Raw genomic sequence first — 12,701 nt, 5'->3', positions numbered from 1 at the left:
GGAGTGCCGTCCGTGGCCTTGGTTCAGACTGCCGGCGCGCCGTGTCGCGGTAGGTTAGGCGCATGAACGATCCGCGTCCGCTGGGGACGGTGCTCACGGCGATGGTGACGCCGATGCACGCCGATGGCACCATCGACATCGACAGCACCATCGTCCTCGCGAATCACCTTCTCGACCACGGCTCCGACGGCCTGGTCATCTCCGGCACGACCGGAGAGGCGCCCACCACCCACGCCCCGGAGAAGCTCGAGCTCACTCGGGCGCTGGTGGATGCAGTGGGACATCGCGCCACCCTCATCGCGGGAGCGGGATCGAACGACACCGCGCACGCCGTGATGATGGCGGAGCAGGCCACCGAGGCGGGCGTCGACGGCGTGTTGGCGCTGGTGCCGTACTACTCGAAGCCCTCGCAGAAGGGCGTCGTCGCGCACCTGCGCGCCATCGCGGGCGCCACTGACCTGCCGGTGATGCTCTACGACATCCCCGGCCGCACCGGCATTGCTCTGAGCGACGGCTCCCTCGATGAGCTCGCCGAGGTCGCGAACATCGTCGCGAACAAGGACGCCACGGCCGACGTGGCGGCGGCCAAGGACCGCATTGCACGCACCGGACTGGCCTGGTATTCGGGCGACGACCCGCTGACGCTGGAGTTCATGCGTGCCGGCGCCGCCGGCGTGGTCTCCGTGAGCGCCCACGTCGCAGGCGAGCGCATCGCCGCCATGATCGCCGCGCACGACGCCGGCGACACCGGTCTCGCGGACAGCCTCCACGACGCGCTGCTGCCCGTGCACGACGCCATCTTCAACGGCCCCGGCGCCTCCAACGCCAAGGCCGCCATGCAGTTGCTCGGGGTCATCCCGAGCCGCCATATGCGCTTGCCGCTGCTGCCGCTGGACGACGACGAGCTCGATGCTCTCGCCGCCGCGTTGCGTGCCGCCGGCGTGCCACTGACCCCCTAGGAGAACCGTGAACTTCCATCCCGAACTGACCCTCCCGAAGTCGCTTCAGAACGGCACCCTGCGCATCGTCCCGCTGGGCGGACTCGGGGAGGTGGGCCGGAACATGGCGGTGTTCGAGATCGATGGCCGGCTGCTCATCGTCGACTGCGGCGTGCTGTTCCCCGAGGACCACCAGCCGGGCGTGGACCTGATCCTGCCCGACTTCGGCTACATCGCGGACCGCGTGGACGACATCGAGGCGATCGTGCTGACTCACGGTCACGAGGACCACATTGGCGCCGTGCCCTACCTGCTGCGACTGCGTCAGGACATCCCGATCATCGGCTCGCAGCTGACGCTGGCCTTCATCGAGGCCAAGCTCAAGGAGCACCGCATCACTCCCATCACCCTCGCGGTGAAGGAGGGCCAGCAGGAGCAGCTCGGCAAGTTCGGCCTCGAGTTCGTGGCGGTCAACCACTCGATCCCCGACGCCCTGGCGGTGTTCATCACCACGGACGGCGGCACCGTGCTGCACACGGGCGACTTCAAGATGGACCAGCTCCCGCTCGACGGCCGCATCACGGACCTGCGCGGCTTCGCCAAGTTCGGCGAACGCGGCGTGGACCTGTTCATGACGGACTCCACGAACGCCGAGGCGCCGGGATTCACCACCTCCGAGGTCGAGATCACCCCGGTGCTCGATCAGATGTTCGCCAACGCGACCGGACGCGTGGTCGTCGCGAGCTTCTCGAGCCACGTCCACCGCGTGCAGCAGGTCATCAACGCCGCCCAGGCGCACGGCCGCCGCGTCGCCTTCGTGGGCCGGTCGATGGTGCGCAACATGACCATCGCCGCCGAGCTCGGCTACCTGAACGTGCCGCCGAACATCCTGGTGGACGCCAAGAAGGCCGACGACATGCCGTCGCACAAGGTCGTCTACATGTGCACGGGATCCCAGGGCGAGCCGATGGCCGCACTGAGCCGCATCGCGTCGCTCGACCACAAGCTCCGCGTGGGCCCCGGCGACCTGGTGATCCTCGCCTCGTCGCTGATCCCCGGCAACGAGAACGCCGTCTACCGCGTCATCAACGGCCTCATGCGCCTGGGCGCGACCGTGGTGCACCAGGGCAGCGCCCGCGTGCACGTGTCCGGCCACGCCAGCTCCGGAGAGCTCCTGTACTGCTACAACATCGTCAAGCCGAAGAACGTGATGCCGGTGCACGGCGAGGTGCGTCACCTGCTCGCCAACGGCAAGCTCGCGATGAAGACGGGCGTGCCGGAGAAGAACGTGGTGTTCGCCGAGAACGGCGTGGTCGTCGACCTCAAGGACGGCCGTGCCCGAGTGGTCGGCGCGGTCGAGACGCACAACGTCTACGTGGACGGCTCGTCGGTGGGTGAGATCACCGATGCCGAGCTCAAGGACCGCCGGATCCTGTCGGAAGAGGGCTTCGTGTCCGTGTTCGCGGTCATCGACTCGTCGAACGGCAAGGTCGTCTCCGGTCCTGAGGTGCACGCGCGCGGCATCGCGGAGGACGACAACGTCTTCGACGCCGTGCTGCCGAACATCAAGCAGGCGCTCGAGGAGGCGGCACGCAATGGCTCCACCGATCAGCGCCAGCTCGAGCAGGTCATGCGCCGCGTGCTGGGTCGCTACGTGGGCAACAAGCTGCGCCGCCGCCCGATGATCATCCCCATCGTCATCGAGTCCTGACAGCCCGCTCCGCGCGCGACGCACGGGGTGCGGGGCCAGGTCGACGCGAACCGGGCAGGGCGAGGACGGATGCGGCGCCGATGCGGGGTGGCAGCGCCCCTCGGGGCCGATGCGCGGGTACCGTCTTGAGGCATGGCTCAGTCACGCTCCACGAGCACGCGCCCCAAGTCCCCGGCGTCGCGCGCGAAGGCGCCTCAGAAGAAGCGCCCGCCGGCGCTGCTGCGCGGTGCGGCGGCGATCGGGCGCGGCACCTCCCACGCGGTGGGCGGCGGCGTCCGTCGCATCGGCCATGGCGCCCGTGAGGTGAGCCCTGAGGTGCGCCGCGACGGCCTTGCCATCGTGCTGATCATCGCCGCGATCCTGATCGCCGCCCGCGAGTGGTGGGGACTGTCATCGTGGGCCGGCACCGCGATCCACTGGGTCGTGGCCGGTACCTTCGGCATTCTCGCCGTCGCGATCCCCATCGTGCTGGTCGCGCTCGCGGTGCGGCTCATGCGCGCCCCGCAGGAGGAAGCGGCCAACCACCGCATCGGCCTCGGTGCGCTGATGCTCGTCCTGATGATCGACGGGCTGGTCCACATCGCCGAAGGCCGCCCGAGCCCGAGCGATGGGCTCGAGCCGGTGCAGGCCGCCGGGGGAGTCCTCGGCTTCCTCATCGGCACTCCGCTGGCCGCCGCGCTGACTCCGCCGCTGGCCGTCACGGTCCTGGTGCTGCTCGGACTGCTGGCGATCCTGATCATCCTCGGCATTCCGCTGCGCGAGGTCATCGCGCTCGCTGGCGCCGGCGTGCGCCGGCTGCTGGGTCGCGACCGCGCGGATGACGACGATCTGGATCTGCCCGAACATGGCACCTTGAAGCCCTCCGGGAGCCGTGAGACATCGGGGAGCCGAGCCTCCCTGGGCCGCAAGCGCCGAGGCTTCGGTCGCGGCAAGGACCGTGCCGGCGTCGACCACGATGGCATCGACCGCTACGAGGCTGATGAGGCCTTCGCCGCTGCGGCGAGCGTGGATCGCACGGAGTTCGACGACCTTCTCGATCCCCGTACGCCGGGCGGCGACACCACGGAGCTGCTCGACACCGTGGGGGCGACGCGCGTCCACGAGGGGCCGGTGTCGCCCTACGCCCCGGAGGAGGCCGCCGAGGAGTCGGCGCCCACGGGCGAACGTGAAGCGCCCCGCACCACCCGCATCGTCCCTCCGGGCGAACAGGGCGAGCTCGAGAACTCCTCTCCGTATGTTCTCCCCGACCTGGACGTGCTCGTCAAGGGCGCGCCGCACAAGACCCGGTCAGCGGCCAACGACCGCGTGGTCGAGGCGCTCACCGCTGTGCTCACCGATTTCGCGGTGAACGCGGAGGTCACCGGCTTCACTCGCGGACCCACCGTCACCCGGTACGAGGTGGAACTGGGCCAGGGCGTGAAGGTCGAGAAGATCACGCAGCTGTCCAAGAACATCGCGTACGCGGTGGCGAGCCCCGACATCCGCATCCTGTCGCCGATCCCCGGCAAATCCGCGATCGGCATCGAGATCCCCAATGTGGACCGCGAGACCGTGTCGCTCGGTGACGTGCTGCGGTCGCAGGCGGCGATCAAGAACGATCACCCGATGGCGATCGGCATCGGCAAGGACGTCGAGGGCGGCTTCGTGCTCGCCAACCTCGCCAAGATGCCCCACCTGCTGGTGGCGGGCGCGACCGGTGCGGGAAAGTCGTCGTTCGTCAACGCGATGATCACGTCCATCCTGATGCGCGCCACCCCGCAGGAGGTGCGCATGGTGCTCGTCGACCCCAAGCGCGTCGAGCTCACCATGTACGAGGGCATCCCTCACCTCATCACGCCCATCATCACGGACCCCAAGAAGGCCGCGCAGGCCCTCGAGTGGGTGGTGAAGGAGATGGACATGAGGTACGACGATCTCGCGCTGTTCGGGTACAAGCACATCGACGACTTCAACAAGGCCGTGCGTGCGGGCAAGGTGAAGCCGCTGCCCGGGTCGGAGCGCAAGATCCACACGTACCCGTATCTGCTGGTGATCGTCGACGAGCTGGCGGACCTGATGATGGTGGCCCCGCGCGACGTCGATGACTCGATTCAGCGCATCACGCAGCTCGCCCGTGCGGCGGGCATCCACCTGGTGCTCGCGACGCAGCGACCGTCCGTCGACATCATCACGGGAACGATCAAGGCGAACGTGCCGAGCCGACTGGCCTTCGCCACCTCGTCGCTCGCCGACTCCCGCGTGGTGCTGGACATGCCGGGCGCGGAGAAGCTCATCGGTCAGGGCGACGCGCTGTTCGTGCCCATGGGCGAGTCCAAAGCGATGCGCGTGCAGGGCGCGTGGGTGAGCGAGTCCGAGATTCACGCGGCGGTCGCGCACGTGAAGAAGCAGGCGAACCCCGAGTACCGCGACGACGTGACGAAGCCGCAGGGCGGGGGAGCGACGGTGGCCGAGGACATCGGCGACGATCTCGACGATCTGCTGGCGGCCGCGGAGCTCGTCATCACGACGCAGCTGGGGTCCACGTCCATGCTGCAGCGCAAGCTCAAGATGGGCTTCGCGAAGGCGGGTCGGCTGATGGACCTGCTCGAGACCCGCGAGGTCGTGGGCCCATCCCAGGGTTCGAAGGCGCGTGAGGTATTGGTCACTCCTGACGAGTTGGCGTCGACACTCGCTATTCTCCGAGGGCAATCACCCACTAGCGTGGGGGCTCCGGCGTTCGACGACGATGCTGAGGGAGACGAATGGGCGGGGCCATAGAGCTCTTCGAGCAGCCCGCCGTGGGCATCACGGTGACGGCGCTCCTGCTCGCGCTCGCCGGTCTGGCGTTCTACTTCTTCTGGCGGTCGCACCGCGCACGCACCTCTCGCGACATCGCGCTGGCGCGGGAGCGGCATCTGCGCGGACAGTTCGAGGCGGTGCTGTCCTCCGCCCGCGACGGCGTTCTCATCGTGACGCAGGCCGACGAGATCGCGCTGATCTCCGATGTCGCGGCCACCATCCTCAACGTCACTCGTGCGGACGCCGTCGGCCTGCCGATCGCGCGCCTGAACCTGCGCGCGTTCGACGAGCAGATGCACCCGATCCTCATGCGCGAGGCGTTCGGGATCGGCCACACGGACACCAAGCCCCGCATCGTCGGCGTTCCCGGCAGGCGCGGGGCCGAGGACGTCCGCTGGATCCAGGTCCGCGCGCGGGTCGTCCCTGACGGCCTCGACGACGGCCCCGTGACCGTGGTCACCATGATGGACACGTCCGGTCTGCGTGAAGCCGCCGAGGCGCTGAACCGCTCTGACGCCCAGTTCCGCAAGGCGATGGAGAACGCGCCCGTCGGCATGGCGCTCGTCGACCTGGAGTGGCGCCTCATGGAGGTCAACCGGGCCTTCGCCGAGATGATGGGCTCCACCGTCGCGGCGCTGAGGGGAACGCCGTTCTCGGCGCTCAGCCATCCGCATGACCTCACTGCCGAGCGCGATCAGCTGCAACGGCTGTACGACGGGCACCAGAGCCAGTTCACGTGCGAGAAGCGGTACGTGCGCGCGGACGGCAATGTCGTGTGGGCCGTCCTCGACGTCGGTCTCGTCCGCTACGCCGGGGGAGCGCCCGATCACTACGTGGTGCAGGTGCGGGACAGCACCGACGACCGCATGCACTCCGAGCTGATGGCCCACCGGGCGATGCACGACCCGCTGACCGGCCTCGCGAACCGCACTCTTCTCCAGGACGTCCTGCAGCAGGTGCTCGAGCAGCCCGATGCGCACACCCGGGTGGGCGTCATCGCGGTCGACCTCGACGGGTTCAAGGCCCTCAACGACCGGTTCGGCCACGCCATCGGTGACAACGCCCTCGTCCACGTCGCGGGGGTGCTGCGCACGGCGACCGCCGGACGCGGCACCGTGGCGCGCATCGGTGGCGACGAGTTCGTCATCGTGGTGCAGGACGCGGACTGCTCCAAGGCGCTCTTCGAGATCGCGGGAGCCATCCATCAGGGCCTCAAGCGTCCCGTTCAGGTCAAGCGCCACCAGATCACCCTGCACGCGTCGCTGGGCATCGCGATGGCGGACGACGAGACCACCGTTGGCGGCGCGCCGAGCCTCATGAGCGCGGCCGACGCGGCGATGTACCGCGCGAAGTCGACGGGCAAGTCGCGCACGGAGGTCTTCGACCCGTCGATGCGCACCACCTCTGACACTCACTCCGCGCTCGCCTCGGAGCTCGCCGCCGCGATCGAGAACGGCCAGCTGGTGCTGCATTACCAGCCGATCCTGGAGCTCTCGACGCGCACCGTCGTGGGCTACGAGGCGCTCGTGCGGTGGCAGCATCCGGTGCGAGGGCTGCTGCCGCCTGCCGCCTTCCTGCCGCTCATCGAGGATAAGAACCTGTCGGTGGCGCTCGGCACCGCGCTGGTCGACCAGGCTGCGCAGTTCCTCGCGCACAGTCCGTCGCCCTCCACCTGGGTCTCGCTCAACGTCTCCGCCGACCAGCTGGGAGACTCCGAGTTCGCCGACCGAGTGCTCAGCGCGATCGGTCGCTACCACCTCAGCCCTCAGCGGCTGGTGGTGGAGCTCACGGAAGCCTCGCTCGTCGCTCCCAACACCCGCATCCGCCACGAGCTCACGGAACTGCGCAACGCGGGTGTGCCGATCCTGCTCGACGACTTCGGCACCGGCGTCTCGCCGCTGTCGTATCTGCGCGACCTGCCGGTGTCCGGGGTGAAGCTCGACATGTCCTTCGTCGCGGGCATCCCCGAGGACCCGGCCGGCGCTCGCGTGTCACGAGCGCTCGGCGCCCTCGCGCGCGAACTCGGCCTGGCGACCATCGCAGAAGGAATCGAGACGGAGGCGCAGGCCGAGTTCCTGTCGCGGTGCGGATGGCGCTACGGCCAGGGATGGCTGTTCGGCGTCGCGCAGCCGGTGGGGGCGCTCCACGAGACCTCACCGCAGTTCACTGCGAGCCTCATCGACCCGCGGCCACAGGAGAACGACAGTCCCCTCGAGATCGACGATCGCACGTTCTGAGCGCTGACCGCGCCGCTGCTCAGGCGCTCGGCTCCCACCACCGGGTGACGCGGAACGCCGAGTCAGCCAGCTGCTCCGGCGGCGTGGTGCGCTCGGACGCCTGCGTCCCCGCCGCATCGGCCACGCGCTGGTGGCGTGCCTGGGCCTCGGCCGCCGAGAGGTCGCCGGCTCCCGTCTCGACGATGTCGTTCAACACGTGCATCGTGTGGCGACCGGTGCGGTCCACGGTGGTCGCCACCCACTCGGCCGTGACCTCGACCGCTCCCTCGGGCGCGATGCTGAAGGTCGTCACGCCGAGGTACCCGGAGTTGGTGTCGGCGCGGCAGCACTGGGTGTCCTGGTTCGACAGGTAGTTGCCGTGGCCGAAGTACGTCCACATGCCGGCGCCGTCCACCCCGCCGTCCAGCAGCTCCACCGGCTGTGGCACGTGCGCGTGATGCCCCACGTACAGGTCGACGAGGCCGGAGTCCGCGATCTGCTGCGCGATGTCTCGTTGCGCCGCGTTGGGCTCCGTCTGGTACTCGACGCAGCAGTGCGTCGAGGCGATCACGATGTCGGCGCCCTGGTCTCTGGCCTCCTGCGCCGCGGTCAGCACGGGGGCGACGTCCTGAGCGTCCGCGTCGAACGTGTCGACGGCCCACGGCATGCCCTCGGGCTTGGGGAGCCCGTTGAGTCCGTACGTGAAGGAGATGGTGGCCACCCTGATCCGTCGATCGTCCACGCGCACGGTGTACATCTGGGTGCTCGCCGCCTCCTCCTCGGTGCGTGCCATGCCGGAGTGGCCGAGGCCGGCGTCGTCGAGGGCGTCGAGCGTCGTCTCGAGACCCGCGTACCGGCGGTCCATCGAGTGGTTGGAGGCGGTCGAGCACCCGTCCCAGCCCTCAGCCGCCAGCGCCGGGATCAGTTCAGCGGGCGCCCCGAAGGTGGGGTATCCCGACGGCTCCGTGCCCGCCGGCGCTATCGGCACCTCGAGGTGACACAGCGCAAGGTCGGCGCCTGCCACGTACGGGCGCACGTTCTCCATGAGCGGGGCGAAGTCGTATGCCCCGTCGCCCGCCGCCCGTGCCGACGAGAGCACCGGACCGTGCGTGAGCACGTCTCCGCCGGTGACGAGGGTGAACTCGACGGTGGGGGGCGGTTCCGGAGGCGTCGGCGAGGGGGCGGCCGATGCGCTCGGCGCCGGGGTCGGCTCGGTTCCGGATGGAGTGGACGAGGCCTCGGGGGCGGAGGAGGTCGCACCGTCGACCGGCCACGCGACAACGGCGCCGATGGCGAGGACCGCCGCGGCCGCAGTGGCCACCGCAAGCGCAGGCAGGGCGGAGGGCGTGCGTCGCGAATGGGAGGGCATGCGGTCCATTATCGCGGAGCGCGCCGGGTGCCAGCGCTAGGGTGAACACGTGAATGCGACCGTCCCGAACCTGCTCACCGGAGCGCGCCTCGTCGCCGTGCCGGTGGTGCTGTGGCTGCTGGTGGCCGACGGGGGAGAGAACGGGGCGCTGCGCGTCTGGGCGCTGATCGTGTTCCTCGTCGCCGCGGCCACGGACTACTGGGATGGCTACCTCGCGCGTCGTTGGGAGGTCGTCAGCCCCTTCGGCAAGCTTGCAGACCCGATCGCCGACAAGGCGCTGGTGCTGTTCACTCTCGTGGGCATCGTCATGGTCGATGGCATCCCGTGGTGGCCCCTCGCCGTGTTGGCGTTCCGGGAGATCGGGGTCACGGTGGGGCGGCTGGCGGTGGCCCGGGACGCGGTGATTCCTGCCTCGCGCGGCGGCAAGCTCAAGACCGTCCTGCAGCTGCTGTCCCTCACGGCGTACCTCATCCCCCATTCGGCGGCCTGGATCGACGCGGTGGCGTGGTGGAGCCTGCTGATCGCCGTCGCAGTGGCCGTCATCACCGGCATCGACTATGCGGTCCGCATCGCTCGCGTGGCACGGGCGCACGGTGAGCCGACCGCTCAGCACACCCGCGCATCGGGCTCCGACGATGTCCCGCCCCGCGATGTCCAGCCCTGACGCAGACGCCCTGCTGATCCTCGCGCGCGCCGCGGGCCTGTCCCTGGCGACAGCGGAGTCGCTCACGGGCGGGGCGCTGACCTCGGCGCTGGTCGCGGTCCCGGGGGCATCGGAGTCGCTGCGGGGCGGAGTCGTGGCGTACGCAGTCGACGTCAAGCGCACGGTGCTGGGCGTTCCAGGAGCGCTGCTCGATGACCCGGGACCGGTGTCCCGTGAGGTCGCACAGGCGATGGCGGCGGGCGCGAGACGGGTGTTCGGGGCGGACGTGGGCCTCGCGACCACCGGGGTGGCCGGGCCCGAGCCGCACGGCGGACAGCCGCCCGGCACCGTCTGGATCGCCGTGGACGTGGAGGGGGAGGCGACCGCGCGTCTGCTGCACGTGGATGGCGGCCGGGACGACATCTCCGGCGCCGCGATCGGCGCGGTCATCACGCTCGCTCGCGAAGCGCTCGCGGAACGAGTGGCACGCGCCTGACGCCGCAGCGAGGCGGGCCTGTGGCCCCACTGTGGCGCGGCCCGGTGACGAGGGGAACATCCGTGCGGTAATGTGCGTTGGGAGTGGCATGGAGACCGGAAACGCCACCGTGGGGAGACAACGCATGCCTGTGCTGCGCAACGAGATCGGCGACGTCCTTCGCAACGCCCGCCTGACGCAGGGGAAGACTCTGCGCGACATCTCGTCTGGAGCGCGCGTGTCGCTCGGCTACCTGTCCGAGGTCGAGCGTGGCCAGAAGGAGGCTTCCTCTGAGCTGCTCGCCTCGATCAGCGAGGCTCTCGACGTGCCCATGTCCACGATTCTCCGCGAGGTCTCCGATCGCTTCGAGAGTGCGGAGGAGTTCGGCCGCGTGCACGTCATGCCGTCGATCCCCGACACCGTGCCGGAGCTGCTGGGCGAAGTCCGCGCTCGGTAGAGCGGCTCTTGCGACACAGCCAGTTCTGGGTCCTTCTCGACGACGTGTTCGGCGTCGACTACTCCCGCTCTCTTGCGCGCGATCTCGCGCTCGACGATCTGCAGTCCCGCACGTCCGTCGAGGCGCTTGAGGCAGGCGTCCCCCCTCGCGACGTGTGGCACGCGCTGTGCGACCAGATGGACGTGCCCCTCGACCGGCGCGACGGCGGCGCACGAGAGCGGATGATTCCGCCGCGCCGCTGACGCGTGCGAGCAGACGATCCGTCAATCCGCGACACGCCCACGGCGATCCGCTTCCTTTCGAACATGCGTTCGATTACGCTGGTCCACAGGACAGAGCGGGACCACTTCCCTCCACAACGGAGGGCACGTGCGTTGCGCCAATGTCAGAGGCGCGTCATAGCGTCGTTCGTGGAATGGCAGACACGGCAGTAATGCCACTGACGATGGGATAGCGACATGGCACAGGCGGCAGACCGCTCCAAGGCACTCGAGGCGGCACTCGGACAGATCGACCGGCAGTACGGCAAGGGCTCGGCGATGCGCATGGGCGACCGCCAGGTGGTGGCCGTCCCGGCGATCCCCACGGGCTCCGTGGCGCTGGACATCGCGCTCGGCATCGGCGGGCTCCCGCGCGGCCGCGTCGTCGAGATCTACGGACCCGAGTCCTCGGGAAAGACCACGGTCGCGCTGCACGCGGTCGCGAACATGCAGAAGCAGGGCGGCACTGCCGCGTTCATCGATGCCGAGCACGCACTCGACCCCGCCTACGCCAAGAAGCTCGGCGTCGACGTCGACAACCTCATCATCTCGCAGCCCGACACGGGCGAGCAGGCGCTGGAGATCGCTGACATCCTGATCCGCTCCGGAAGCGTCGACGTGCTCGTGATCGACTCGGTCGCGGCACTCGTGCCCAAGGCCGAGATCGAGGGCGAGATGGGCGACAGCCACGTGGGACTGCAGGCGCGCCTCATGTCGCAGGCGCTGCGCAAGATCACCGGCGCCATCGCTCAGACGGGAACCACGGCGATCTTCATCAACCAGCTGCGCGAGAAGATCGGCGTGTTCTTCGGGTCGCCCGAGACCACGACGGGCGGCAAGGCACTGAAGTTCTACGCCTCCGTGCGCCTCGACGTCCGCCGCATCGAGACCCTCAAGGAGGGCACCGAGCCGGTGGGCAACCGCACCCGTGTCAAGGTGGTGAAGAACAAGATGGCGCCGCCGTTCAAGCAGGCCGAGTTCGACATCCTGTACGGCCATGGCATCTCGAAGGAGGGCGGCATCATCGACCTCGGAGTGGAGCACGGCTTCGTCAAGAAGTCCGGCGCCTGGTACACGTACGAGGGTGACCAGCTCGGTCAGGGCAAGGAGAACTCGCGCAACTTCCTCAAGGACAACCCTGAGCTGGCGACGGAGATCGAGAAGAAGATTCTCACCAAGCTTGGCGTCGGAGCAGTGCCGGCCGAGGAGGGCGACCAGACTGCTGCGGTGGCCGCTGAGGACGAGCCGCAGGCGCCTGCAGCCAAGGCCGCGAAGAAAGAGCGCGCCACCTTCTGATGTCAGCGCGCGCTCGACAGGACGGTGCCCGGCAAGGCGTGGGATCCACGACTCCGACCGATCCTGGCGAGCGCGCGCGGGACATCGCGCTGCGCCTATTGACGCACTCGCCGCGATCGGCGGCACAGCTGCGAGAGGGGCTGATGTCACGCGACGTGGAGGACCACGTCGCCGATGAGGTGATCTCGCGTTACCGCGAGGTGGGGCTGCTCGACGATGCGGCTCTGTCGGCCGCGATCGTGCGCACCCGGCACCATGAGCGCGGCAAGTCCCGCCGCGCGATCCTGGCGGAGCTGCGGCGCAAGGGCTTCGAGCAGGAGGACATCGACTCCGCTCTCGCGCAGATCAGCGACGAGGATGAGCAGGACGCGGCACGCACCCTCGCCCTCAAGCGTTGGAACCAGTTGGACGGCGTCGAGCGCGACAAGCGAGTGCGCCGGGTGGTGGGCATGCTGGGGCGCAAGGGATACTCGCCCTCCGACGCTTTCGCCCTTGTGCGAGAGTTCGAGAATGCCGATAACTCGGGCACGTAGCATGTCGAGCGTCAGAAAGGAGGGC

11 protein-coding genes are annotated in these 12,701 nt (G+C 69.3%); 10 read left to right on the top strand and 1 reads right to left on the bottom strand.

Translation table 11 applies throughout. The annotated features are described in order from the left end of the window. Positions 1–62 precede the first annotated feature (62 nt). The 4 genes from dapA (at position 63) to QQX02_RS01290 (ending at position 7,664) form a co-directional block, all read left to right on the top strand. Positions 63–959, top strand: coding sequence for a 4-hydroxy-tetrahydrodipicolinate synthase (gene dapA / locus QQX02_RS01305; RefSeq protein WP_301140728.1), 897 nt, complete (start codon positions 63–65; stop codon positions 957–959). A 103-nt stretch (positions 960–1,062) separates the two neighbouring features. Beyond that, a complete protein-coding gene (locus QQX02_RS01300) occupies positions 1,063–2,649 on the top strand; it encodes a ribonuclease J (RefSeq protein WP_436968520.1) in 1,587 nt (528 codons plus the stop codon). Between the two features lie 132 nt (positions 2,650–2,781). Then, a complete protein-coding gene (locus QQX02_RS01295; protein WP_301140726.1) occupies positions 2,782–5,406 on the top strand; it encodes an FtsK/SpoIIIE family DNA translocase in 2,625 nt (874 codons plus the stop codon). After that, positions 5,391–7,664, top strand: a complete 2,274-nt coding sequence (locus QQX02_RS01290) for a putative bifunctional diguanylate cyclase/phosphodiesterase (protein WP_301140725.1) — start codon at positions 5,391–5,393, stop codon at positions 7,662–7,664. Before QQX02_RS01295 ends, QQX02_RS01290 begins: the two co-directional genes overlap by 16 nt. A gap of 19 nt (positions 7,665–7,683) precedes the next feature. Here the strand turns inward: QQX02_RS01290 and QQX02_RS01285 are convergent, their stop codons facing one another. Beyond that, on the bottom strand, positions 7,684–9,012 hold the full coding sequence (locus QQX02_RS01285) for a CapA family protein (protein ID WP_301140724.1): 1,329 nt from the start codon (positions 9,010–9,012) through the stop codon (positions 7,684–7,686). A gap of 49 nt (positions 9,013–9,061) precedes the next feature. On the opposite strand from QQX02_RS01285, the gene pgsA reads away from it, so the two are divergent. The 6 genes from pgsA (at position 9,062) to QQX02_RS01255 (ending at position 12,676) form a co-directional block, all read left to right on the top strand. Further along, positions 9,062–9,676 carry a CDP-diacylglycerol--glycerol-3-phosphate 3-phosphatidyltransferase gene (pgsA, locus tag QQX02_RS01280; RefSeq protein WP_301140723.1) on the top strand — a complete coding sequence of 205 codons (615 nt, stop codon included), beginning with the start codon at positions 9,062–9,064 and terminating at the stop codon, positions 9,674–9,676. Then, entirely contained in the window at positions 9,663–10,151 is a 489-nt protein-coding gene (locus QQX02_RS01275) for a CinA family protein (protein ID WP_301140722.1), read from the top strand. The genes pgsA and QQX02_RS01275 overlap by 14 nt, the downstream gene beginning before the upstream one ends. 124 nt (positions 10,152–10,275) lie before the next feature. Then, positions 10,276–10,587 (top strand): helix-turn-helix domain-containing protein, encoded by a 312-nt coding sequence (locus tag QQX02_RS01270; RefSeq protein WP_301140720.1) that lies wholly within the window; start codon positions 10,276–10,278, stop codon positions 10,585–10,587. A gap of 8 nt (positions 10,588–10,595) precedes the next feature. Then, positions 10,596–10,829: a DUF3046 domain-containing protein gene (locus QQX02_RS01265; RefSeq protein WP_301140718.1), complete on the top strand. Its 234-nt coding sequence runs from the start codon at positions 10,596–10,598 to the stop codon at positions 10,827–10,829. A gap of 216 nt (positions 10,830–11,045) precedes the next feature. After that, positions 11,046–12,143, top strand: a complete 1,098-nt coding sequence (gene recA, locus QQX02_RS01260; protein WP_301140716.1) for a recombinase RecA — start codon at positions 11,046–11,048, stop codon at positions 12,141–12,143. Continuing rightward, positions 12,143–12,676 carry a regulatory protein RecX gene (locus QQX02_RS01255; RefSeq protein WP_436968491.1) on the top strand — a complete coding sequence of 178 codons (534 nt, stop codon included), beginning with the start codon at positions 12,143–12,145 and terminating at the stop codon, positions 12,674–12,676. The genes recA and QQX02_RS01255 overlap by 1 nt, the downstream gene beginning before the upstream one ends. The last annotated feature ends 25 nt before the right edge of the window (positions 12,677–12,701 follow it).

The sequence above is a fragment of the Demequina muriae genome, from assembly GCF_030418295.1.
Classification (GTDB): domain Bacteria; phylum Actinomycetota; class Actinomycetes; order Actinomycetales; family Demequinaceae; genus Demequina; species Demequina muriae.
This window is presented reverse-complemented; position numbering and strand designations above follow the sequence as displayed.